A 24,653-nucleotide genomic window follows, 5' to 3' on the forward strand; every position below is an offset into this window, starting at 1 on the left:
ACTTCAGTTAAAATAAAAACATAACGCCTCCAGAATTTTACCAGTTAAAGCGGAAGTGCGTTAACTGATGTTCACGGAACTAGTGCTCAAATCAGGAAAACTATCTGTTGACAGATATTTCATTCCACTGTCGGGCGCTATTGCAACTACTTTCTTTCCAGGTTTCATACCCTTTGCTTCTTCCAGTGCAACGTGAAGTGCACACCCGGAGCTGGGGCCAAGAAAAATGCCTTCTATTCTTGCCGCATTTCTCAGGGTCTTTAACATTCTTTGCTTCATTTCCTCGTCTATTTCTATGAATTCGTCGAAAGCATCCATCCTGATAAGTTTCGATGGGTTTTCGTCTTTTGGATTCCTAATCCCGTCAATCTTCACTCCAACTGCAGGGGCTACCCCGATAATCTTTACTCTGCTATCGACTTCTTTCATCCTCAAAGAAATTCCCATGCTTGTGCCACCGGTTCCTACTGGAATTACAACGGCCTGTGGTACTCCGCCTAGTTGCTTAAGTATCTCTACAGCGGTACCTGAATAATGCGCGTAAACATTCGCGGGATTACTGAATTGATCAAGATCTAGATATCTCCCAGGATTTTCCAACACGAGTTTCCTCTTTAGTTCTATGGCACCTGCAGTTCCCAGCCTTCCGGGCGTGAGTATTAATTTTGCTCCATAGGCGCTTATTATTTTCCTTCTTTCTGCACTGGCTGATTCAGGCATTATTATAGTACATTTATAATTCTTCGCAGCAGAAAGCATAGCAATGGCTATTCCCGTATTTCCAGAAGTAGCTTCGAGTATTTCGGTTTCTGGACTTAGTATACCTGCAGACTCTGCATATTCGATTATGTACTTTGCCGCCCTATCCTTGATAGAACCACCCAAATTGAAGTACTCAAGCTTAACAAAAACATCCGCTCCACCCACGTTTGGCATTCTTCGCATCTTTAGTAATGGGGTATTGCCTATCAGTTCTAAGGGATCTGTAGAGAAACCGTTGATTGTCATAGTCATAGATATTTATCGGGTAAATAAGGCTATGAGTTCGATTCCGTAAGATCAATGCGCAAAATTAGGTAAAGTGTCATGTACGCCGATAGAACATTATTATTGAGGAGAGTTATATGTATATTCGTTATGAAAAAGAATATCAATGAGGGATTAAGCAAAGAGATATCCGAGCTAAAAAGCAGAGAAGGTTATCTCTATGCTGGTTTACCTAAGTTCAGAGCATTATTTGGGCGTGATTCTATTATTTCATCCTGGGAATTACTTGACTATGATCCTGGAATAGCAATTAAGACACTGAATGCACTCGCCTCTTTACAGGGCAAGAAAGTTGTTGCGGAGACTGGAGAGTATCCTGGAAAAATCCTTCACGAATATTACGATGATCCACTGGTATATGAGGAAAGAAAGAAAGTTATCCCGTGGCTGAAAAGAGGCCCGAGTTTCTTCTCCGTGGACAGCACTCCACTCTTTATTATTCTATTTTCTGAAGCTAGGCAGCGAAAGAAGATGAGGTTTTCCAAACAGTTAACTACATCGGTCGATAACGCATTATCTTTTTTATTAAATTATGGATTCGGAAATTATTTTCTAGGATACGAAAAGGCCGTAATTGGAGGAGGATTGCAGTCACAATCATGGAGGGACGGAATAGGGGATATCATGGATCGCCTTAAATCACCCGTTAGCCCAGTTGGTGTGCAAGGATACGCCTACTATGCTCTTGTTAAAATGAAAGAAATTATGCGTGAAGGCATTTACAGATCTAGTTTAGACTTAACTGAAACTATTGAGAATACGGAAAGGCGTATACGAGATCTTAGGGAAAACCTAGATAACTATTTCTGGATAGATGAAACATCTTATTACGCACTTGCCTGTGATGGAGACGGGGTCGCGGAGACCGCAGTTACAAGTGATCCTGCACATCTGTTGTTCAGTGGCATGCTTAGCCGAAAGCGAGAAAAAGACATAATTCAACGAATATTCGAAGATGACATGATTACAGAATTTGGGGTGCGTTCTTTGTCGAGTAAAGACCCAAGATTTGACGCCAAAGCGTATCAGAGAGGGGCAATATGGCCTCAAGACAACTGGATTATTGCTATGGGATTGAAAAGAAGAGGTTACCTAAAAGAATACAGGGAAATAAGAGAGCGCATCATTGCAGCGTACATAAAAATGGGCAAAATGCCAGAATACTTCAGTGTTACTCGGGACGGCACATTAATTTATGATAATCTCAGAATCGCCCCTTGTTATCCCCAGGCATGGTCAACAGGTGCAATGATAAGTTTTCTATAAACGTTAAATTGGAACAGGAATTTTATGATATGAGAAATATCGTAAAATAAATATCCCATGCATTAATAAGTTTTTTGTCCTATTTAAGTAAATGAGGTGATTGTCACATGGACGATAACATAGATATGATAAGGCAGAAGATGATGAAGGAAATAATGGAAAAACAAAATAATAAGCAAACAGTTCAAAATAATGGTAAACCAAAGGTCCTAACGGATCAGACTTTTGCAAGCGAAATTTCCAAAAACGATGTGGTAGTAGTAGACTTCTGGGCTGAATGGTGCCAACCGTGCAGGTTCGTTTCACCAATTGTCGAGGAACTCGCTAGAGACTATTCTGGTAAAGCAGCTTTTGGAAAACTGAATGTGGACGAGAATCCACTGGTGTCTAATCAGTTCATGATTAGAAGTATACCGACTATAATGTTTTTCAAGAAAGGCAGACTGGTGGATTCACAGATAGGTGCAGTTCCTAGAGGCGTTCTGGAAGCAAAATTGAGGAAATACCTGTAAAGAACTGATATTCCATGGATAGCTATGACGTAATAGTTATTGGTGCGGCCTCCGCGGGTCTTTCTGCAGCACTTTATCTGTCTAGGCAAAATCTGAAGACTCTTGTAATATCAAAAGATATAGGTGGGCAGGCTCTGCTAACAAATGAGATTGAAAATTATCCTGGTTTCGATTACATTTCTGGTTTCGACCTAATGAATAAGTTCCATCAACAGGCATCGAAATACGGCACCGAGTTCGTATATGATGAGGTCGTTTCTGTGTCCCGCGAGAGTGATGGTGTTTTCTTGGTTTCGACGAATGAATCGAAATTCAGATCTACGGCTTTGGTTCTTGCATTCGGCAAGACCCCAAGGAATTTGAATGTTCCCGGCGAAGATCGCCTTGCAGGGCATGGGGTTTCTTACTGTGCAGTCTGTGATGGCCCACTTTATAAAGGAAAGGAAATCGCTGTTGTAGGTATCGGGGATCATGTATTGCAAGAAGCAGTTTATCTTTCATCCGCAGCGTCAAAGTTGCATATCATATACACCGGATCGCGAGTGGACAAGGACGACGAGAACTATAAGCAATTAATTTCCAGCGAAAAGAACAAATTCTACTTGAATTCGATCGTTAAAGAAATAAATGGTGACAAATTAGTAAAAAGTGTTAAAGTTTTGAATCGCAGTAGCAGTCCCCCCTCTGAGTTTGAGCTGAAGATAGATGGATTATTTGTCGAAATGGGCTACATAGCCAAAAGTGACTTTGTAAAAGATCTTGTGAAATTAAATTCCAGTAAGGAAATCATTACGGATAAGTTAGGAAACACAAGCTCAGAAGGCATTTTTGCCTGCGGAGACATCACCGATATACCCTATAAACAAGCAGTGATTTCGGCAGGTCAGGGAGCGACTGCTGCGCTTTCAGCTTTTAATTACATCCAGAAAAAGAAAGGCCTAAGAGTTATGAATACGGACTGGAAAACGGTAAAAACTGATAAGGTCGGTGTATCTCTTACACTGTCATAATTAAATGTTCACAGGGCTGGTTGATGAGCACATTGGCATCAGTCCAAGGATGAAATCTAATGATTTTAAGAGAATCGTAACCTTAATGTGTTCGAATTACATAAAATATAGAGAACATGGAGCACCTTGAACTAGGAAATCGTGAATTCCTCGAGACACGTGAGTATAATTCCAAGATAAGCTTCATAGGTGCGACGCATAAATTTGATTCGAGGTTGTCAGCGAGCATTAAAAGCATAAACGAAATAGCAAAAGAACTTGGCAATGACTACGAGATTATTCTGGCTAATATTTCAGGGTCACCTGTGGCGAAAGAGATAAGGAGGGAGTATTCATATTCTATTCCAGATTTACAAATTGTGGAAGGGCGGAAGGGAAATTTTGGTAGTGGAAAGAAAATCGCATACAAAAATTCCGAGGGAAAATATATTGTCCCGTTCTGCACGAATATATCTTATCCGATTGAGTATGCGGACTTAATCCATGGTTTTCTGAAAATGAGAATCAAGCGGCTATTTTATTCTGAACTTTCCTTGTTGAATCGTGAGTTTATTGATCAGGTCGGTGGATGGAGAGACCTGACTAACGGTGAAGACATTGACCTCTTTTCTAGGCTGACGGTTAACTATGGCGTTTTCGCCTTTCCTACGTCCTTGATGAAACTTAGTGACATGGAAAAAAATGAAGTTTTGAGCATTCGGTTCCATGATGGAGATTATTCGTGGTCAAATTATCATCTCGGCCTGCTTAGAGACTTAATAATCTCGTGTAATTATTCAATTTCAGATATCAAGGAGTTAAGGAAACTTGAACGAATATTATCAAGGGATTATACGCGAGGTAGCTTGATTGCTTATATTATGTCTAAATTTGCGGCAACCAAACCAACGCGTTATTCTAAGAATAATTTTCTCATTTTGTTCGAAGGTATACTTGAATCCATGGTTCTCAGGGAATATCTTAAAATTTCAGAACTTCCCGTTGAGGCTACACTTGAACTTGATCAGGTTCATCTTGCCTATTTAAAGAGTAAGAGTAAGCTCTTTAATGATCTAAAATCGTCGGCATCAAAACTGTTTGTAGCATAGGTCACTGTCCTTTTTCAACGTTTCAATGCTCGTCTATCGACCATTCAGTGAGTATATTGAGTTATCCTGGTGAAGACAAGTGTTATAAAAATGGTTGTGATTTGCGGGTAATGGCCGTAAACGGTAAAAAGAGTATTCTGGTTATATTACAATTAATCCTTATCATAATTATATCGTTTTCCGGTATTTCTCCAGTAAGTCACCATGTTACTGTGACGGCAGACGAATTTCACAGCAGCGCAAGAAACAGAGAATCTCTGAGTTATAAAGTTTACAATTCAACGTACTTGACCGGTAATATTCTAATACCTAGCGGTAAAGAAATGGTATTTGAAAACACCACAGTAATAGCCGAAAATTTGACCTTAAAAACGATTGATATTGGTGTCAGAGGAACTCTGGTATTGGATAACTCAACTCTGGAAGTTTCAACAAAATATTCTTCCGCGGTCAGACAGGTGCTTATTCACGGTTTACCCAATTCCGCTATTATAATGAGAGATAGTAAAATTATTTCTCCTGGTGGATTTTATCTGAATCATTCCACTTTAACAGTCATCAATTCCAGTATATTTCCAGCAAACCTCAGTAAAAGCGATCCTTTCGAAAGAACTATGCGACTCGTAAGTAATTCTTCATCGATTAACTTGATAAACAGCAGCATTGGCGGATTGTTGAATTGCTCGAGTAACAGATATTTTCCAGTTGCTATCTGGAACTCAGAGATTTTGAACTTCTCCCAGAATTCAACAATTCCAATTAATGAAACAAATGTAATTTATCGTGATTCCTACGTCGTTTCGGCAAAGGTTTCATTTAATTATTCAGGCGTAAGGGGCGAAGACAACGACTCGCTGATAGTAAATTCAGGAAACAAAACTGTGGAAAAAATAGGTCTTCCGTGGAAAAATGGCGAGGACGTACAGAGGAATCAGTCGACTTTCTTCTTCTCTCTCCCTCATTTATCCACGTGGTTTCAAAATAAAACAAATTTTCAAATCAAACTACTGAACAATTTCTATAGCCCAGTGGAGATCAGAAATCTCTCGCTTACCCTAATTTCCAATGATACGGTTAGTCTGTATCCCGTGTCCATGTTTAATTATGTCCTCACAAATTCTACTTTATTCTCCGTCTATTCTTTGTTGGGCATAAACGATAAGCCCCTGTTCACAGTAAAGAACATAATAAATCCAGAGAAAAATAGAATAATTGCTAACAGAAGCAGCGTATACATCGTGAGTTCCCTTATCTCCGGAGAGACATACTATTCCAGTTCACCATTTTGCAATGTACACTCCAATATCTATTTATCAAGGATCGTGTTGGTAAATGGCGCATATCATGGACTTTCAATAATGAATTTCGATCCGATGATTAAAGAGGAATCTAATCACCTCAAAAATGTCACCGATAAAGTCAATTCAAAGATTGATTCCATTATGAATACATTCAATGTGCTGAATGATAACCAGGCGAGTCTTCTTTATGGATATGGGAACGGGACTCCGAACTTTATCTATACTGGAAATTACGAGATAGGATTTATGAATTCAAGCACTTCGCTATTCCTTCCACCTTTCCCAAGCTTCAATGATAGTGTGCTAGATGTAGAATTAACTGCAGATGTTCCTGAAATATCATTTCACTTGCGTCAAAGCAGTTTTGTCTCTGGAACGAATTCGATGCTAAATTTTTCTGCGTTCTTTTCCTCCAAGGGCTTAAATACAGTATCCGTGAATGCTACGCTGATCCAAGGAAACAGATCGGCATATTCCACTCAGATTATAATCACAGACCCTGTTTCAAAAAATTATTCCGAGGTGTTTCACATGCCTTCGTATGTCCGCCCTGGAAGTTATACATTAAGGCTGAATTGGGGTTCCGATGAGGCCTACGTTACGAATTCTAGCGCGATGGATTGTGAATCAATATACGTCTTTCCTGACTTATCAATCCACATTTCTGGTAATTTCTCTATAACGGGCAATAATATGGTCTTGAATCTGCACATAATTAGAATCGGATCATTTGAAATTGGCAAAACAACATTGAGAATACTTGAGTTCGAAGGTAACAGCGTAGTGGGGACTTCGTATGATATTATTAAGCCGAATAACGGAACTTACTATTTCTCACTCGGGAAAGAAAATCTTGCAATAACAAAATTAAATGTTACACTCTTCACTGGCGTAAGGTTGTTGGGGCAGAGCAAAAATAGCACATCAATATCAATAAATGTAGAACTAACACCAAAGAGTAATCATGGAACACCATTCTTTTTGAATACGCAGTTTTTTGCATCCATTGTACTTGCATCTGTTGCCGCTTTGGGAGTTTACGTGTCATGGAAGATTCACCACACTTACTATGTTTGCAAGACATGTGGAAAGCTTTACAGGGGTTTTGGAAGAAACTGCGAGAGCTGTAAGCTCAAGAAGCATCCTTAGAGAAGATGAATGTCTATGAAATTGGGAAACCTCTATCGGATCACAAGCGGGATCCTCTATTTCAAATTGAGGACATTAAAGGAAAAACAGAGCAAATCTCAAACCGGGCGAAATCGTTTTACGCGATCATTCCATTACAAGACATGATAGTTGCAGATGTAACTTTTTATCCAATAGGAAAGGGAATTTCAGTTGGCCCAGTTATCAAGCGTGCGATAGAGACACTCAGATCAAACGGTCTCAAATGTTACCCGAATAGCATGGCAACTGTTGTGGAAGCTAACTCTGTTAAGGAACTTTTCAATGCATTGGAAAATACGGAATCGTTCATAGTATCACTGGGGTTTCAGCGCGTTGAGACAATAATAAAAATAGATCATAGAGTTGATCTTGAGAATTCAGTTAGCCGAAAAATAGATGCCATATCCTGAGGAAAACTACATGCAAAAGTCCGAAAAGAGACCAGCATTGCTGATAGATCGCGACGGAACAATTAATAGAGACTGTCCCTACTGCCATGACCCAAAAGATCTTCATATCTATAAAAAGGCTGTAGAATTGATAAAGTATTATTCAAAAAAGGGCTACCTTGTCATAGTTGTAACCAATCAATCTGGGATAAACAGAGGTTATTTTTCCGAACGTGAAGTGGAGGTATTTAACGCTGAGTTGAAGAAAAAGGTTGAAGCAATGGGAGGTAAAATAGATGATTTCTTTTTTTGTCCTCATAGGCCCGACGAGAATTGTGACTGCAGAAAGCCACGCACGGGGATGCTGAAGAAGATCATTTCAAAGTACGATATCGATTTGACGCGATCGATTGTTGTCGGCGATCGTGACGATATTGATGGGGAGTTTGCGCGAAATGCAGGCCTTAGTTTCAAGATCATTTTCAACAAGGACGACGAGAGCAGTAACCACTAATTTTTTCCGACTAGTGTAAAGAAATATATCGATTATTACTATACTCCAGAAATGCAGTACAAGTGGGTGGCGCTGTCAAACACAACGATAGGCGTATTCATGTCTGCGGTGAATACAACCATTATTCTGATATCCATTCCCGCGATTTTTAAAGGGATACATCTTGATGTTTTTGCTCCAGGTTCTTTCGTATATCTTCTCTGGCTCTTGATGGGTTTCAATATAATAACTGCCACCCTCTTAGTTACTTTTGGAAGGCTTTCCGATATATTTGGACGCGTAAAGCTCTTTGTTCTGGGGTTTGCTATCTTCACTTTCGGATCTGTGTTACTTTTCATAACTCCCTCAACAGGTACTGCCGGAGCGCTTGAGCTTGTTATTTTTCGGTTAGTCCAGGGTGTTGGGGCCGCATTTCTGTTTGCAAACAGCTCGGCCATTATAACCGATTCTTTTCCGATGAATGAAAGGGGGAAGGCACTTGGAATAAACCAGGTCTCACTGATGTCCGGGGCATTCATAGGGCTCATTCTTGGAGGTATATTGTCTGTCTACGATTGGAGGTATGTGTTCCTTGTAAGCATTCCAATTGGTCTTCTTGGAACATTCTGGAGCCTGTTAAAACTAAAGGAAACATCACCTCGCTTATCAAAGCAGAAGATTGACTATGTTGGAACCGTACTCTTCGCCGGAGGGCTGACGCTGGCTCTCATAGGTCTCACGTACGGTATCATGCCATACAACGGTAATCCTACTGGATGGACCAGCCCGTTTGTTATTGGTTCCATGTTATCTGGCGCTGTGTTGCTGGTAATTTTCCCATTCGCGGAAAAGAGAATCAAGCAGCCAATGTTTGACGTCTCCCTATTCCACAACAAAGATTTTTCCACGGGCAATATGGCTAATCTCCTTAATTCAGTAGGCAGGGGCGGAGTTATGATCGTTCTAATAATACTATTACAGGGTATATGGCTTCCCTTGATCCGTGGAATTCCATACTCACAAACTCCACTTTGGGCCGGCATTTATATGGTACCGCTCACAGCAGGCACATTAATAATGGGTCCGCTTGCCGGGGTATGGTCCGATAGGCATGGCCCAAAATTACTCGCAACACTAGGGATGCTTCTTGTAGCCGGGGCTTTCCTCGGGCTTTCATTTTTGCCCTTTAACTTTGCATACGTATATTTTGCGATCGCACTCTTTGTCATGGGAATAGGTAACGGTATGTTTGCGGCACCTAACACAGCTTTGATAATGAATTCGGTCCCGGTGCAATCCAGGGGGGCTGCATCCGGCATGCTTTCCACATTGAGAAATGCTGGTATGACTGCAAGCACGGGCATATTTTTTGCAATAATACTCAGCTCGCTTCAGACCTCTCTGCCTTTACAGTTTTTCAAAAGTCTTAAAAGCGTTGGTGCGCCAACATCTGTAATTAATGCTTTTATGAGGACACCTCCAACGATATCTGTATTTTCGGCCTTTCTCGGTGAGAACCCCGTTAATGAGATACTTTTATCTGCAGGCTTCAACCCTCCTAGCAGTGTTGGACATGTCTATTCGATAATTTCGGCGATACACTGGTTTCCAAGTGTTTTGGCACCAGCATTCATAAGTTCTATTGATATTGCTTTCTACATTGGAGTAGCGGTATCGATTGCGGCTGCTGTATTTTCATATATGACAAAGACCAGGAGAAAATAAAAATTATTTATATTTATTTTAATTTTCGATAGTTGTACAAAGGTTATTGTATTTGTTAGAATACCGTTTTATTGTTATCTACTCGTTCACCTATAGTCGTAATACAGCACGTAATAGGAGCGATCTTAGGGCTTCTTGGCTTATTATTTATATTGCGAGTTGGTAGTTTTAGTGCTGGATGGGGCTTTGTCGCTTTCGGTATAGGATATACCGGGATCCTTTCATTGTTTTCCGATCTTGGATATTCCACCGCCCACACGATCAAATTATCTAATGGTGAAGATGTAGGGGCTTGTAATGCAACCTATCTGCGAATTAAGTTGATTCTTGGCGCCGTCTTTGTTTTACTTGTCGTTGGTTCATTGCTTTTCTGGGTACATGTGCTTCATAGAGGTTTCGATAACCCAATAGAATTCTGGATCGTTGTATCGCTCATTCCATACTATTTTTTCAAGAGTCTCATAGGATTCCCTACTGCATACTACAGGGCAAAAATAAAATCTGGGAGAATGGCTATACCTGGTATTATAGAGTCTGCGTTCAGAAACTCAGTGTTTATCTTCCTTGCTATCGCTATTCGCTATGGCGTTACCAGCACCGCAGGATACGCTCCCGCCCTCTACATATCAATTACATACAGTATTTCGTATGCCCTTTATTTTGGTATATTGATGATGCTGGGTCGACCTTGGACTATAGGAAAGCCGTCACGGGAACTAGCTAAATCATACACAATGCTCGCTATACCACTAATGTTCGTGTCTTCTGTTGCAGTGATTAACGGGAACATAGATAAAGTAATGATCAATTTTTTCTGGGAAAACATAGCCACTGGCGCATTTTACACGAGCCAGATGATTGCCAATGTTGTAATAACACTTTCAACTTCACTGACAATGTTCTTTCTTCCTTTACTCAGCATATCCAGAAGGAGTAAAAAGATCGAAGACTATAAGAATTCTATATTTGAGTATGAACGGTTGACATCTCTATTTGTCCTTCCAATCGTTGTATACTTTGCGTTGTTGTCCGGATACATTTTAAACCTTTTCACACAGACTTACTTCTCATATTTTCTTATGCTCTCATTGCTTTCAATTGTCGCTTACATAAGCGCCATTAATGCTCCTTACAGGTCAGTTCTGGAATCCAGGCAAAAAACCGGTATCATTGCAAGGATAGATATTTCAGTGATAATTGTTAACATAATACTTATCCTCATCCTGGTTCCGCCGAATATCTTCGGAATAACAAGGATATCCCAAGGGGCCTCCGGAGCCGCAATTGCCATACTAAGTTCCAGTATACTGTCCGCCGCACTTTACAGGCTGAACGTTTTTAAGATAGAACACATATCATTTAACTGGAGGATAATAAAGCACATTGGCCCTGTAATATCCGAGGTGGCTGCCATATTACTAGTCGAGCACTTTATTTCTCCAAGAAGTGTGTTTGTGTTGTTAGGTACCGCGGTACTTTCTGTCGTGGTATATTTTTCCGTAGCTGTTTTGATAAGGGAAACAACAATCTCAGATATTTCGAGAATAATCGCGGAGTTCAGCCCAAGGAGCCTTAAGAAGAGATATAGAGAAGAAAAGTAATAATGCTCTTAAGAAAGAAAACACTTGATTACAGAAATTCAATAAAAGGTTTCCAGCACTCTAGTACATTTTATTCAGGACATAGTCTTTAACATATTTTATTGTTTTATCCATGTGATCTATAGTCAACTGCTTTGCAAGATCCGGTTTCCCCTGCCTTATAGCATCAAATATTTTCTTGTGTTCTTTAGTTTCATCAAATCTGCGGTCGTAACTGCTGAAGAAGGTTGTTCTTATCACTTTAAGTTTAAGCCTTATTTCAGTGGTGTATTGAACTATATATCTGTTTCCGGATGCCCTTGCGATTATTGAATGGAATTTCCCATTCAGATCTGCCAGTTTAATTGGCTCCGGATTGGACTCTTTTGAAGCCTCAATTATAGCATTTAGAGCCGCATCGAGATCGCTAACAACCTGTTCGTTAACGTTCTTTGCTGCATAATATGCGGCCTCTGATTCTAGTATCCTTCTGAGCTGATAGAGTTCTAGGACCTCCTGTTCATCAAGATATATGACATTATAGTACCTGCCATTTCTAAAAACAAGGTTTTCTACTTCTAACTGAAGAAGTGCCTCCCTTATAGGCGTTTTACTCATGTTCAAGTTCCTAGATAGCGTATCCGGACTGATGGATTGTCCGGCCCTGAATCTGCCGTTTGTTATTCCATCAAAAATGTATCTATACGCAGTCTCGGTAAGTGTTTGACTTCCATCTTCCTGTTCTTTCATTCTCTTAACCTGATTACATTCAAATAGAAATATTTATAGTTAATTAATTAAGAAGTTCTCAATCGATCCCTTATGTTTAAACAAATTTTGAAAACATTATCTTTATTCTATACAATTTACATATAATCTGCAGAGTGCCAAGATGTGTGGATTGCTAAAATAAACCGTTTAATTTATATAATACTTATGATATACACATCTAATGAGTGACGAAGAAGTAAAGAAAAGTTATGCAGACCTTACTTTAGTTATTGTGGGTGGGGGATTCATATTGCTTGGTGGACTTTTTTTCATTTTCTTAAAATATGTGCCGTCTTCCCTTGCAAATATTGTAAAACCTTTTAACTACTTTTCTGTGAATTATAGGTTGTTAGGGATTATAGGCGCGATCGTTGGCGTAATAATCATAATTCTAGGAGTTCTCTTAGCCGATGATAAAAGACATAAGGTTCCTTTTGGGATAACCATTATAGTATTGGCCCTTGCGAGCATAATGACATCTGCTTTCGGAATCGTTGTAGGGGGTGTCCTAGCTTTGGTCGGTGGTATGGTTGTTGTTTCTTCATCTTCAGCACACATAGAAGAAGCGAAGGTACCGTCACTAGTCTCAGAAGCGAAAGAAGAGGTTAAGCCAGCTCCTGCACCCAAACCTGTGGACTATTCTGCTTCAACTGAATCAAGTCCTCTGGTCAAGCCAAAAGTTGGGGAGGAGTTAGTTCCTATCATAGTAGAGCCGCACAATGCTGATCGCCTGAGAGTTCTCGAAAGAACGCTTATAGATATTGAAAAGTGCCCTGATGGCGGTGAATGGGTGCCTCCATATAGGAGGAAAGATGGGAAATTAGTTAGAGGGCACTGCAGGAAAATCAAGGGATATGAAGACATTTCTAAGAGTTCAGTAAACAAGGAGTACAAGAAACTTCTTAAGGAACAGGAAGCGGGTCCAAAAGTAATCGGATACGAGAAGAAACCATCTACCGAGTCAGAAAACCAGGCCACTAAATGAAATGGATAAGATCCTGAGGGAAATCTTTAACATCTACATATTTCTCGCTTGAAAGCGCAACTCCAACATTGTAGCACAATTCAAAGTCGTACGGGATGGGGCCATTCGAAATAAAATATTTTCCGCCATTGTGTGTGAAGTTATACGCAATATCCCTTCTTGACGCAGGAAGCACGATATCGCCTGATATGTTTAATAGCTTGTCAATAGTATCTTCGCTGGATTGTGGATCAATGACAACTTTCGATGCGCCCGATATCATCGAATCTATCACATCATCAACCCTGTATGAAAGATTAAAAACCACAATTTCCAAAAACTTTGAGATCGAATCATACAACTTCAGATCGGGTTTTCCGCTGATTATCGCATCATAATCAATTAACATAGCATCCTCCCATGGAATCGTAGCAAGCGTCTCGTTGGGAGGAATCCCATAAATTTCATGGCGTTTAATTTTCAGGCAGTTCACAGATAAGGTACGTCTAATTTATAGATAAATATTATTAATTGCCCAATACCCCGTGATAGTATATAACAATACAATCCCATTTTGCCTTTATTCTCACATGCCGGAAAAATCGAAAGGCGTATTATATTTTACCAGCCAATAATTTATCCTATTTCCATTAATGGTTCTATATTAGAAAAATTATTTAACAAAGATGGCATGAATATTTCATGATCCAGTCATCTAAAGTTCACCATTTTAAAGTTGAAAAAATTTTGGTTCCCATGGCAAAAGGAAGTACGTCGACAGTTGTTTTGAACCTTGCTTTTTCACTCTCAAAGGCTTTTGGCAGTGAAATAACTGCTCTTACTGTCAAAGAAGAGATCAGGGAAATAACATGGAGCGAAAAGATATCAGTAGTCGTGAGCGCTTACAAGGATGGGCTCGAAAATGATGTTAAGGTTGTACCAAAGGTTCGCACTTCAAAGGCAGTTAAATTTGGTATTGTAGAAGAAGCAAAATCTCGGGGATACGACCTGCTTCTAATAGCGACATTCAAAAGATCCATGTTTTCAGCTTCTATTTTTGGGAACATTGGTGATTATGTTTTGAAGCACTCTGAGGTTCCAGTTGGTCTGATAAACACAAACAAGGAAGCATCAAAGTATAGGGCAATTCTCGTCCCTCTTTCAGAACAACTCGTAGAAAAAGATTCCATAATCTTTGCGCTTAATGTTAAGAAAGCCCTTGGTTGCAAGTTAATTTTAGCGGACCTCAGAGATTATGATGAGAAACCTTCTCAGAAATTCGCATCATTGATCGACAACATAGGAGAACTTATATCAAAATTTGGGGAAGGAATCAGTATTGTGAGATCTCACAGGAGCCCTAATCTTTCGGAAGAGCTTTTGAACATAACGAAAGAAAACAGTGTCGATGCAATTGCTATCGGAATTAAAGAAACCGGAAACCACAGAATACGATACAGTTCACTCTTGAAGAGTTTGATCAAGGGAACCGATCAGGACATCATAGCATACAAGAAGTGAAGCATGATTTCGCAGGTGGCTTGTAGAAATTCGACTTAGATTTCTTCAATTCTATCATAAGATTCCATTCATTAATGGGAAAGTGTTTCTAATCTAGGTAGTTTGAAGGAAGCGCTTTAAGGTTCATCAGGTAGTCGATTATGGCAAAATTAAGAAACACAGTGTTTACATAATATGAACCAAAGAATGGAAAATTCTGTTTCTTGTCCTCGTTAATTTTGTTCATCAAGAGGCTAGTTATGTTTTTCACCCCGATATTCAGGCTTTTATTTTCAAGAAGATTATGTATGGATACAGATATTCTGTTCACCTGGTCAATTGCTCCCTGTAGCGGTATGTCGGGATCCAGACCTGATCCGGAAAAGGATACCATCTCTTCCGGTATCTGAGACGAGTTAATGCCCGGATTTTCGTGCTCAAATTCCTTTATATATTTCTCCGTGAGGTTCAGCATCGCACTGCTGTCGAGGGAACAACTTCCACCACCTGTTTGGCTTAAGTTGTATGATATTGCCGATGGTCTCGGTTGAAAGAAGATCGAGCTGTTAAAGGCTTCGGCTAGAAGATATGAACCATATATTTTCCCGCCTATCTTTATAGGGCTTCCGGTCGATTGGTTTGGCAAGGCTTTTTCAGTTATTATAGACATTACAGTTGGATAAGCAAAACCCATCACAAAGAGAACAACAAGTGCCAAAACAATAGGTTTTATGAAGGCTTTAATTTTCACCATACCACCCCACCAGCAATTAGAATCATATATATCACTTTGATAGCTATGAACGGCAGAATCACACCGCCAAGACCGTAAATAAGTACGTTCCTTCTTAAGAGTTCATTCACGGACGATGGTTTATACCTGACCCCCCTCAGAGCAAGAGGGATCAGGGCAATGAGAATTACTGTGTTAAAAATTAAAGCAGAAGTTATAGCAACAATAGGATTCGTGAGGTCAAGCAGATTCAGGAAATCCAGCGATGAGAAGGCAGCAAAAATTGCAGGGACTATAACAAAATATTTAGACAGGTCATTCGCAATACTGAACGTTGTTAGGGAACCACGAGTAATGAGAATCTGCTTTCCAAGGAAAATTACATCCATAAGCTTTGTTGGATCATTTTCTAAATCAACCATGTTTGCTGCCTCTTTCGCAGCCGCTGTTCCGCTGTTCATTGCCATTCCAACGTCAGCTTTAGCCAGTGCAGGTGCATCATTCGTTCCGTCACCAACCATAGCGACCATCCTTTGCTGTTCTTTTTCTTTAACGACTACGTTGTATTTGTCCATGGGCTTACTGTTTGCTATGTAATCCGTTATTCCTATCTGGCTGCATATATACTTTGCAGTAATCTCGTCATCACCTGTGCACATTATAGGTTTAATATTCATGCTTTTTAATCTTTCAAGCCTCTGTCTTATCCCAGGCTTGAGTATATCTGAGAGCTCTATAACGCCAATGAACTTCTTGTTCCTGGTAACGGTAAGTGCAGTGCTTCCCCTCAGGGATATGTCCTTGCATATGCTGTCTATATATTTATCGGACAGATCATATAGGCTCTTAAGCGCGTTGTATGATCCTTTCATTATTTCCTCTTTATTCCCACTTATACCGCTAAACTTTGTATCAGACGAGAATGGAATGAATTTGAACGATTTCAGATTAGATTCGCTCAGCTTTATCCCTTCTTTCTCTGAAAGTTTAACTATGGACATACCCTCCTTCGTTCGATCCTGAATCGAAGCCATAGCACAATATTTTACGAATTTCTTGTAGTCTATACCCTGATTTGGATAGAATTTTACTGCGCCTCTCTCTCCAACCGTCACAGTTCCGGTTTTGTCAAGGATTATAGTATCTATGTCTCCTGCATTTTCTACTGCTTTTCCACTTTTTGCAATTATATTGTGCGAAGATATCTTGTTTATTGCTGAAATTCCAATAGCCGGTATAAGGCCACCTATTGTAGTAGGTATTAATGCAACTAAAAGAACTATTAATATTATCAGATCGGGTTTTACTCCAGCAAAACCTGAAACCGCAAAGAGTGCAACGGTGACAATCAGAAATATAAGTGTAATTCCCGAGAGCAAAACCTGCAGTGAAATTTCATTCGGCGTCTTTTCCCTTTCTGCTGTCTGGACTATTGAAATCATCTGATCCAAGAAGGTTTCACCTTCATTCGCTGTAACAAGAACTTTAATTCTATCAGTGAGGAGAACAGTCGATCCAGTCACGCTGTCCCCGAGGATTTTTCTGACCGGCCTGGATTCGCCCGTTACGCTGGATTCATTAACATAACCTGTTCCATCAATTACCTCTCCATCTGTAGGAATTACGTCATTCGCCTCAACAATTACTACATCGCCTTTCTTCAAATCTGAGGAATTAACTTCAACGATCTTCTTTCCATCAACCTTTTTAGCTGGAACATTTCTCTTCAACGCTTTCAAGGAATCTGTGATCGCTTTGCTTTTCCCCTCAGAAATTGCAGTGCTTACATTTGAGGCAAAGACTGTAAGGAATAGCAATACTATGACTGCAATATAGAATTCTCTGTAAGCGAGTGTGACAGGCAGATCGAAATAGCCAGGAACAATTGCAGCAATAACTGAAATTATGAAGGCAAATTCTGTAACGAGCATTACGGGATTATGCCTGAGGAATCTTGGGTCAAAATCTTTCAATGAATCCAGCATTATTTCTGTAATTTTGATCTTCATTATACCACTCCTATGAAGAGGCCGAAAGCGCGTCCCCAAGCCTCAAATGGTCCGACAGCAAGTATAGGAAAGAAGGAGAGCACTCCAAGTAGGATCATCGTGGAGAAAAGCATGAGCCCAAAAGTGAACGATCCAGTATCTATTGATCTACCCAACTGTACCTTTGGAATCTTATATGCGAATGACTGTGCAACAGCAAGCTGGAAAAACATCAGAAGGTACCTCCCAAGTAACATAATCACTCCTTCAACATAATTCAAATACGGCTGGTTAACTGTGAATCCACCCATTGCAGAGCCATTGTTAGAAGCCGCTGAAGCGAATTCATAGAATATCTCCGTTATGATATCTGATCTTGGATTAGTAAACGGTGCAAGGATATGCGGAAGAAAGAAAATTGTGACGCCAAACGGTATGAGAATCAGGAGAGGATGAGTAACCAGCGATAGTGTGGAGTACTTTATTTCCTTTGATCCGATTTTCAAACTCATTAGTTCAGGAAGTTTTCCCACCATCAAGGCTGTTATAAAGATGGCGAAAATAACATACATGAATATATTAAGAACCCCCGTGCCAACGCCCCCGAGTGGGTCATTCAAAATAAGGTTCCCAAGCACACCTAGGATACCTGCGGGTGTGAAAGTAAGTAGTTGCGTTGCCGCGGCACCTGTAGAAGTGAATACAGCCCCAGTTGAAAAGATCGAACTCTGGGAAAGACCTATAGCAGTCTCTTTGCCTATCATGTTTCCGTTATAAATTATTCCCATCATGGATAATTGAGGAATGCCAACATACTCGCCGAAGAATGTCATGAACGTCGTGAAAAGGAATATTCCCAGCAATACACCGATTAACATATTCACGAATCTTTTGTCGTTAAATATATAACGAAGGGACATCAACGATCCTAGGGGGATAATCGTGAAACTTACGAATTCAACCAGGTTTGATATCCAATTAGGATTTTCGAACGGTGATGCAGCATTCGCTCCATAAAATCCTCCACCGTTTGTACCTATATTCTTTATTGCTTCCCATGTGGCTACGGGCCCAAGCGGAACCCTGAAAATAGAGTTGGAAAGAATAGGATGTACAATAACGTAGGACTGCATTGTCTGAGGTACTCCAAGTGGAAGCAGAATTATAGTAACAATGAGTGTCAAGGGGAAAATCAGATATATTATGGCAACAAGGAAATCATGATAGAAGTTCCCAAGGTAGCCGTCATCATTCTTGATGCCATGAATAAACGCTTTCGACGCGGCAAATCCTGTCCCAGCACTGAGAAACATCAGGCCTGTGAGAACAAATGTTGTCGAGAAATAGGAAAGATGTAATGGATTTGAATAATTTTGCAGATCTGTGTTCGTTAAAAAGCTGGTTACTGTATTGAACACCAGTGAAGGGCTATATTGATAATAAGAGCCGAAAAATGGAATTTTATTCTGAAAATAGAGAAAGAGGAACGCTATAATACCGGCAGAGGCGTTGAACAAGATTAGAGTAAGGAAATACTCTTTCAACTTCATTTTTTTGGATGAATCCTCTCCAAATAGTTTCTCAGCGAAGAGTAAAATGGGCCTAAGTATCCTGTCAGCTGAATTCTTCCGATCAAGATATATGCTGCTTATGTAGCCAGAAATCAGATACGCAAAAATCAGCATTATTAGTATGTAAATTATGATTATTATGGCGCCAGAAACCAAACGGTTTTGAAGGAAAAACATGCTCCAAAAGGAACCATTACTACTTACGTCTAAATTAGTCAAAATTTCTCAGCTCCGATTATTGCATAGAGAAGGTATATTACAAGGCCAAATACTATAAGGCCCAATGCGAGGTAGGCTACAATCATCGGTTTCTCGCATTAATGCGACACGTATATTTAAAAATGTGTAAATGCCTCCTTGAAAACCAAATTTGGGCATGTTCTAGCAATAAAAGGAATATAATGCAAAAGAAGGTAAATGTTCGGCATTCGAGGAAATCCGAAAACCTGAAACCGTAGAAACATCCTGCCCGATTTTTGGAATTCTTTTCAGACCCTAGGGACTTGAGGTTACCTCATAATTCAGAATGGCTTGGCAGAAATTCAATGATTTTACATTAATTCTGGCACGTCTTTTGCCATGTACGGACCTAGTCGTTCATAACCGAGTTTTCTGAAGTACTCGCGAGCTCCAATTCCGCTTATTACCAAAACTCTCATTCTACCAAATTCCTCCCTTGAAATCCTTTCGGCTTCTTTCATTAGGTTAGTTCCAAAACCGTGATGTTGCCATTGCTCCTCTTCGTGAAGTCCTATTGGAACCACGTCGCCAAGTACCTTAATTTCCCTCACGATTGAGCTGTCGCGGACCTCCTGTCTGTGTGCATTCTCGCTTGGTATTCTTAACCGAAGATAACCGTAAATGTGTTCCTCGTCCTCGATGGAAAGAAATATCTCCTTTCCATTTGAAGCCTCATAATCATGCCTAGTGATTTGCATGTATTTCACCATAGATCTCTTGTGTCCAATCTCCCTGGTCCTTATTTCCCAAGTCTTTATTCCCTCTTCCCTCAATCTGTCCATAACGAGATTTCTTAGGTCACTTCGCTTTACGCCTGCTTCTATAAATTTCACAGGGATATCACGTTGCATTCTCTGTACGCGTATCCAAGGTGGCATATTTTTCATGAAATATGCGATAAGATCCACAGTCTCTTCAGTATCAAGTGGAGTATACCTGCCCAGCTTCCACAGCCTGTATAAAGATGTGCCTTTGACCACGAGTGTGGGGTATATTTTAAGCATGTCAGGCTTATAATCTGGATCGGACACCATCAGGTCAAAACTTCGTCTATCTTCGTTCGGACTAGAACCATACATTCCTGGCATGAGATGATAGACTATCTTAAGACCAGCGTCTCTGGAGAGGGCAGAAGACCTTATGATTTCCTGAATGCCATGCCCCCTTCCATTTTCCCTAAGTATCTTATCACTGAGAATCTGTACTCCAAGCTCTACCTTTGTAGTACCGTAGGAGAGTGAAAAATCAATCTCTCTTTCAAAAAACCAATCAGGTTTTGTTTCTACTGTGAGGCCGATACATCTTCTGGAGGCCGTTTCGTTACTTGCTATAGAATACTCAAGACTGGGTGAAATGAATTTATTCATAGCATCAATAGAACCCTTAACAAACATAGTTTGGTAATCAAGGTTTCGGGCAGTGAAAGTACCGCCCATTATGATAAGATCAACCTTACTAGTATCGTGGCCAATAGTTTCCAGTTGCTTTAATCGGTTAAAAACTATGTTATAGGGATCATAATTGTTGGCTCTCCCGCGCAAGGCAGACGGTTCATACCCGGTATAAGATTGTGGAGAATTATTGTCTACCCCACCCGGACAGAAAATACATTTGCCATGAGGGCATCTTTCAGGTGATGTCATCGCCGCTACCACTGCCACACCGGACATAGTTCTAGTTGGCTTAATTCTCAAAGTTTCTCTTTTATCTTTATCAATCAATCCGGAAGCAAGTATCTCGGAATTACTCGGAACGTGATCAAGACCCAATTCCCTTGAAAGCTCCAGTTTCCGTTTTTGCAGTGTACTGCTATCGATCAATTCCGAGCTGTTTATCTCGGAAGCTATAAGCTCGTAAAACTCCACGAAAATGATATGCATAACCGTTATTTAATTTTGCACGGCATCCTTACTCAGAAGTAAACTTAATCTTAATCTTCATATTCTCTGAGTATGGAAACGAAAATTAAGGCAGTGAGTTTAGAAGTACCGGAAGATTCCAACATAATACTCGGATATTCTCATTTCATAAAGACCGTTGAGGATTTAAATGAAATCATTAAAACATACGTCCCACAGGCAAAATACGCTCTAGCATTTTCGGAAGCTTCTGGCGATAGACTCCTCAGATTCGAGGGCAACGATCGCCACTTAATAGAGGTGGCTTTGGAGAATCTTAAAAAATTATCTGCAGGACATACCTTCTTAATTATATTGAAAAACGCATTTCCCATCAGTATTCTTGATGCGATCAAGAATTGTCAGGAAGTTGGAAGAATATTTGCTGCAACAAGCAATCCAGTGGATGTAATCCTTGCGGAAATCGAGAGGGGATGTGGGATCCTCGGAGTAATCGATGGCTACTCTCCCTTGGGTATAGAAGATGCCACGCAGAGAAGCAAAAGGATAAAACTACTTAGAGAGATAGGATACAAGAGTTAGGGCCCATAGTGTAATGGATCATCACATAGGCCTCCGGAGCCTATAATTCGGGTTCGAATCCCGGTGGGCCCGCTTTAATTTTTATATTCCACATCATCAATGATTCTGTTTCGATTTTCCGTGCCGTTCTGTTCGTTGTTATCAAAACAGCAAAATTGATTTTCTAGCGCTTTGTTGACCCAATCAGCAATATATCCCTTGTAAAATGTTGTTTATTGGTTTTCATTTTTGCGTTAGCTTGCGACTGAGTTTATTGATTATTGGATTGCGTTTGTTATCGCCAACTGGAGTCTTAGGAGAAATTTTTTCATTCTCGCAGGAGTGCACTCAACAACATTGTTTCTGAATTCAACATCTGTCATCTTTTTCTCATTATTTTCCGAGACTAAGACATGAAAGGAGGAAATATTGTCAATTTCGTCCAACGAGGGTAAATCATCAAATACACCATCATTCCCGTCCTGCAAAGGTTCCACAAATTCAACAAATTGAATAGTGTAATTGAAATTGTCAGCGCTAAGGGATATTTCCATATCTTCCGATTTCGATAGTAACTCCACTAACTTCGTCACAACTGACCTAGAGATTAGTGGAGCATGATCTGATAGATCTTCTTCTTTTAGTTTATCCATCTCTTTTCTAATCAAACTTTCGTGGTTTTGAATTTTATCGTTGGCCATGGTTTATTCCTGTCCGCAACTATATCTTGTGCAGATATATTAATCTGCAAATTACCTTTAACAGATTTGCTAGCATCTCCACATCAGATAATTTGTAGTTCCAGAAACTGCATAGGACCTTCAGTAATATCTTTTTGGATACGGAAGGTCCAGTTAAAATAGTCTCTGAGGTTATGCAATAGAATCGATACTAACACAGGATAGAATGTTAAATCATATTGGAGAAATGAAGTAAACTATGTCGATAAGCGCACTTATACACTAGACGTGATAAATTGATTCTAGTCTTCGCTGATTAGCTTACCATAGGTACTAATCATTTCTCTGAAACCCAAGCTTTCATAGAAAGCAAGAGCCATTGGATTTCGGGAAGGGAATTCCGCTGAAACAAGGTTTACGTGGTACTCTTTTAGCATCTGGACTAGTTTATTGTAAATGGTTCTGGCAACGTCTTTTCTCCTGAACTCTGGCATTACGTAAAAATCTGTTATTCTTGCTTCTTTGTCTGGCGTGTAGTACATTCTCTTCATTATATCGACACATATGATGCCTACGACCTTTTTTGAAGACGTGGCAACAAGAGCGATATGTTCATCATGTTTTTCAACTTTTGATTCCAGGTGCTTAATAACGTCTTCTTTGGCTTTATCCGATGTCAGAAACGCGGAATCAAATTCTCCATTTATCCTCTTCTGGCGCAATAATAGATCTGTGGCTTGTTCAAAATCACTCCTTTCGAGCCTTCTTATTTCAAAACTGTTTTTCAATTTATTTTCCTCCTCCAGGTAAATCCTTGATTAATTTATCATCAAGGACCTTCAAGTATAATTTCCTGTTTGTCTCAATAATTTCCGAAGCGGTTTTTCTGAACCCTTCTCTACTGTCTATTTTCCTTGCGAGACCTAGTTCTACAGTCTTATATGCGACTGCTGAGGCGACAGTAGGATAAAGTTCCCATTCGTCCATAGAAGGAACAATCTTTTCAGGAGAAGGTTCCTTTACGAAGTCGGCGATTTCTTTTGAGGCCGAAACCATTACATCGAAATTCACGCCTCTGGACCGGGCATCAAGTATACCCCTGAAGACGCCCGGAAACACCAAACTGTTATTTACCTGATTATGAAAATCACTTCTGCCGGTTGCCACGATCTTGGCACCATTAGCCAGGGCGTCATCCGGCCAGATCTCCGGATTAGGGTTTGCCAGAGCAAAAACTATAGCATCGGTGTTCATTGATCTTATCCACTCAGGTTTGATTGTTCCTGGACCGGGCTTTGATGCTGCAATCACTACATCTGCGCCCTTGAATGCATATTCTTCAGGCCCTTTTAATCTTTCAGAATTCGTCTTAATAGCTAACTGGTACTTCCATGGATTATTAAGCATTAACTTATCCATGTCGCTCCTTTCCGGTTCCAGTATACCATGCGAATCCGTCATTAAAATGTTTCCAGGTTTTGCACCTGCTGCAAATAATAAAAATGCCGTTGCGATGTTCGCCGCTCCGGAGCCCATTAGAATAATCTTTGCTTCCTCGATCTTTCTATTTGTTAGCTTAAGGCTGTTGAACAACCCAGCAAGACTTATGCATGCGGTTCCAAGCTGATCATCATGCCACGTAGGAATAGATAATGATTTTTGAAGCTCTTCAAGAATGAAAAAGCACTTTGGGGATTCTATATCCTCAAGATTAAAGCCACCAAACGAAGGCTCGAGCGCCTTTGCCGTTGCAATAAATTCATCTTTACTGTGAACGCGAATCGGCACAGGCGTGGCATTAACTCCCCCAAGAAAATTGAATATTAGGGCTTTTCCCTCCATAACCGGAAGAGATGCTTCAGGCCCAACATTTCCAATTCCCAGTACCCTTGTTCCGTCAGTTATAATCGCAACATTATTCCATTTGCCTGTCATTTCAAAAGAAAGATCTATTTCTTTTGCAATTTTAAGAGAGACCGCCGCAACTCCCGGGGTGTACCAAAAAGAGAAGTCGCTGAGATGCCTAACCGGAACCTTCGGGATAGTCTGTATTTTTCCTTTATAGTATTCTGAATAGACTATTGCCAACTCATCAAATTTAGCAGTCCGAGAAGCATTGCTATCCATGGGAGGTTAAGGCATAGACAATTAATTAAGATAATGGATAACAGGTTATGTTTATATTTAAATACATGAATTAAGGTT

At 40.1% G+C, this 24,653-nt stretch carries 23 protein-coding genes and 1 tRNA gene; 13 read left to right on the top strand and 11 right to left on the bottom strand.

Annotated elements, in window-relative coordinates; genetic code table 11:
* Positions 1-60 precede the first annotated feature (60 nt).
* Positions 61-1,008: a PLP-dependent cysteine synthase family protein gene (locus LVQ96_01500; GenBank protein MCW6169829.1), complete on the bottom strand. Its 948-nt coding sequence runs from the start codon at positions 1,006-1,008 to the stop codon at positions 61-63.
* A gap of 129 nt (positions 1,009-1,137) precedes the next feature.
* Here LVQ96_01500 and LVQ96_01505 point away from each other — a divergent pair, with 129 nt between their 5' ends.
* The 9 genes from LVQ96_01505 (at position 1,138) to LVQ96_01545 (ending at position 11,602) form a co-directional block, all read left to right on the top strand.
* Positions 1,138-2,313, top strand: coding sequence for a hypothetical protein (locus LVQ96_01505; protein ID MCW6169830.1), 1,176 nt, complete (start codon positions 1,138-1,140; stop codon positions 2,311-2,313).
* A 107-nt stretch (positions 2,314-2,420) separates the two neighbouring features.
* Entirely contained in the window at positions 2,421-2,825 is a 405-nt protein-coding gene (gene trxA / locus LVQ96_01510; protein MCW6169831.1) for a thioredoxin, read from the top strand.
* A gap of 14 nt (positions 2,826-2,839) precedes the next feature.
* Positions 2,840-3,835 (top strand): FAD-dependent oxidoreductase, encoded by a 996-nt coding sequence (locus tag LVQ96_01515; GenBank protein ID MCW6169832.1) that lies wholly within the window; start codon positions 2,840-2,842, stop codon positions 3,833-3,835.
* A gap of 116 nt (positions 3,836-3,951) precedes the next feature.
* Positions 3,952-4,923, top strand: a complete 972-nt coding sequence (locus LVQ96_01520; protein MCW6169833.1) for a hypothetical protein — start codon at positions 3,952-3,954, stop codon at positions 4,921-4,923.
* A 110-nt stretch (positions 4,924-5,033) separates the two neighbouring features.
* Complete coding sequence (locus tag LVQ96_01525) at positions 5,034-7,373, top strand: hypothetical protein (GenBank protein MCW6169834.1); 2,340 nt, start codon at positions 5,034-5,036, stop codon at positions 7,371-7,373.
* 143 nt (positions 7,374-7,516) lie between these two features.
* Positions 7,517-7,804 (top strand): MTH1187 family thiamine-binding protein, encoded by a 288-nt coding sequence (locus LVQ96_01530; protein ID MCW6169835.1) that lies wholly within the window; start codon positions 7,517-7,519, stop codon positions 7,802-7,804.
* A gap of 10 nt (positions 7,805-7,814) precedes the next feature.
* Positions 7,815-8,297, top strand: a complete 483-nt coding sequence (locus LVQ96_01535) for an HAD family hydrolase (GenBank protein ID MCW6169836.1) — start codon at positions 7,815-7,817, stop codon at positions 8,295-8,297.
* A 51-nt stretch (positions 8,298-8,348) separates the two neighbouring features.
* Positions 8,349-10,001: an MFS transporter gene (locus LVQ96_01540; GenBank protein ID MCW6169837.1), complete on the top strand. Its 1,653-nt coding sequence runs from the start codon at positions 8,349-8,351 to the stop codon at positions 9,999-10,001.
* 71 nt (positions 10,002-10,072) lie between these two features.
* Entirely contained in the window at positions 10,073-11,602 is a 1,530-nt protein-coding gene (locus tag LVQ96_01545; GenBank protein MCW6169838.1) for a polysaccharide biosynthesis C-terminal domain-containing protein, read from the top strand.
* A 60-nt stretch (positions 11,603-11,662) separates the two neighbouring features.
* Here LVQ96_01545 and LVQ96_01550 read toward each other — a convergent pair whose 3' ends face one another.
* Positions 11,663-12,331: a GntR family transcriptional regulator gene (locus LVQ96_01550; GenBank protein MCW6169839.1), complete on the bottom strand. Its 669-nt coding sequence runs from the start codon at positions 12,329-12,331 to the stop codon at positions 11,663-11,665.
* Between the two features lie 202 nt (positions 12,332-12,533).
* Here LVQ96_01550 and LVQ96_01555 point away from each other — a divergent pair, with 202 nt between their 5' ends.
* Complete coding sequence (locus LVQ96_01555) at positions 12,534-13,337, top strand: DUF6114 domain-containing protein (GenBank protein ID MCW6169840.1); 804 nt, start codon at positions 12,534-12,536, stop codon at positions 13,335-13,337.
* Here the strand turns inward: LVQ96_01555 and LVQ96_01560 are convergent.
* Positions 13,330-13,809: a hypothetical protein gene (locus LVQ96_01560; protein ID MCW6169841.1), complete on the bottom strand. Its 480-nt coding sequence runs from the start codon at positions 13,807-13,809 to the stop codon at positions 13,330-13,332. The genes LVQ96_01555 and LVQ96_01560 overlap by 8 nt on opposite strands.
* A gap of 209 nt (positions 13,810-14,018) precedes the next feature.
* Between LVQ96_01560 and LVQ96_01565 the strand changes: the two genes are divergently transcribed.
* Positions 14,019-14,837, top strand: coding sequence for a universal stress protein (locus tag LVQ96_01565; GenBank protein MCW6169842.1), 819 nt, complete (start codon positions 14,019-14,021; stop codon positions 14,835-14,837).
* Between the two features lie 88 nt (positions 14,838-14,925).
* Here LVQ96_01565 and LVQ96_01570 read toward each other — a convergent pair whose 3' ends face one another.
* The 5 genes from LVQ96_01570 to LVQ96_01590 form a co-directional block, all read right to left on the bottom strand.
* Positions 14,926-15,570, bottom strand: coding sequence for a potassium-transporting ATPase subunit C (locus LVQ96_01570; protein MCW6169843.1), 645 nt, complete (start codon positions 15,568-15,570; stop codon positions 14,926-14,928).
* Positions 15,564-17,558: a potassium-transporting ATPase subunit KdpB gene (gene kdpB / locus LVQ96_01575; GenBank protein ID MCW6169844.1), complete on the bottom strand. Its 1,995-nt coding sequence runs from the start codon at positions 17,556-17,558 to the stop codon at positions 15,564-15,566. Before kdpB ends, LVQ96_01570 begins: the two co-directional genes overlap by 7 nt.
* Positions 17,558-19,327, bottom strand: coding sequence for a potassium-transporting ATPase subunit KdpA (locus LVQ96_01580; GenBank protein ID MCW6169845.1), 1,770 nt, complete (start codon positions 19,325-19,327; stop codon positions 17,558-17,560). The genes kdpB and LVQ96_01580 overlap by 1 nt, the downstream gene beginning before the upstream one ends.
* Positions 19,324-19,413, bottom strand: coding sequence for a K(+)-transporting ATPase subunit F (kdpF, locus tag LVQ96_01585; GenBank protein MCW6169846.1), 90 nt, complete (start codon positions 19,411-19,413; stop codon positions 19,324-19,326). The genes LVQ96_01580 and kdpF overlap by 4 nt, the downstream gene beginning before the upstream one ends.
* Positions 19,414-19,659: 246 nt before the next feature.
* Positions 19,660-21,213 (bottom strand): tRNA uridine(34) 5-carboxymethylaminomethyl modification radical SAM/GNAT enzyme Elp3, encoded by a 1,554-nt coding sequence (locus LVQ96_01590; protein MCW6169847.1) that lies wholly within the window; start codon positions 21,211-21,213, stop codon positions 19,660-19,662.
* Between the two features lie 87 nt (positions 21,214-21,300).
* On the opposite strand from LVQ96_01590, the gene LVQ96_01595 reads away from it, so the two are divergent.
* Together LVQ96_01595 and LVQ96_01600 are read left to right on the top strand one after the other, a co-directional pair.
* A complete protein-coding gene (locus tag LVQ96_01595) occupies positions 21,301-21,789 on the top strand; it encodes an adenosine monophosphate-protein transferase (GenBank protein MCW6169848.1) in 489 nt (162 codons plus the stop codon).
* A tRNA-Arg gene (locus LVQ96_01600) sits at positions 21,789-21,861 on the top strand. Before LVQ96_01595 ends, LVQ96_01600 begins: the two co-directional genes overlap by 1 nt.
* A 185-nt stretch (positions 21,862-22,046) precedes the next feature.
* Here LVQ96_01600 and LVQ96_01605 read toward each other — a convergent pair.
* From LVQ96_01605 to LVQ96_01615, 3 genes are all read right to left on the bottom strand, one after another.
* Positions 22,047-22,469, bottom strand: a complete 423-nt coding sequence (locus tag LVQ96_01605; GenBank protein MCW6169849.1) for a hypothetical protein — start codon at positions 22,467-22,469, stop codon at positions 22,047-22,049.
* A 281-nt stretch (positions 22,470-22,750) separates the two neighbouring features.
* Positions 22,751-23,236 (bottom strand): GNAT family N-acetyltransferase, encoded by a 486-nt coding sequence (locus LVQ96_01610; protein MCW6169850.1) that lies wholly within the window; start codon positions 23,234-23,236, stop codon positions 22,751-22,753.
* 1 nt (position 23,237) lies between these two features.
* Complete coding sequence (locus tag LVQ96_01615; GenBank protein ID MCW6169851.1) at positions 23,238-24,575, bottom strand: NADP-dependent malic enzyme; 1,338 nt, start codon at positions 24,573-24,575, stop codon at positions 23,238-23,240.
* Positions 24,576-24,653: the final 78 nt, after the last annotated feature.

It is taken from the genome of Thermoplasmatales archaeon (assembly GCA_026127925.1).
Taxonomy (GTDB): Archaea; Thermoplasmatota; Thermoplasmata; order Thermoplasmatales; family Thermoplasmataceae; genus JAKAYB01.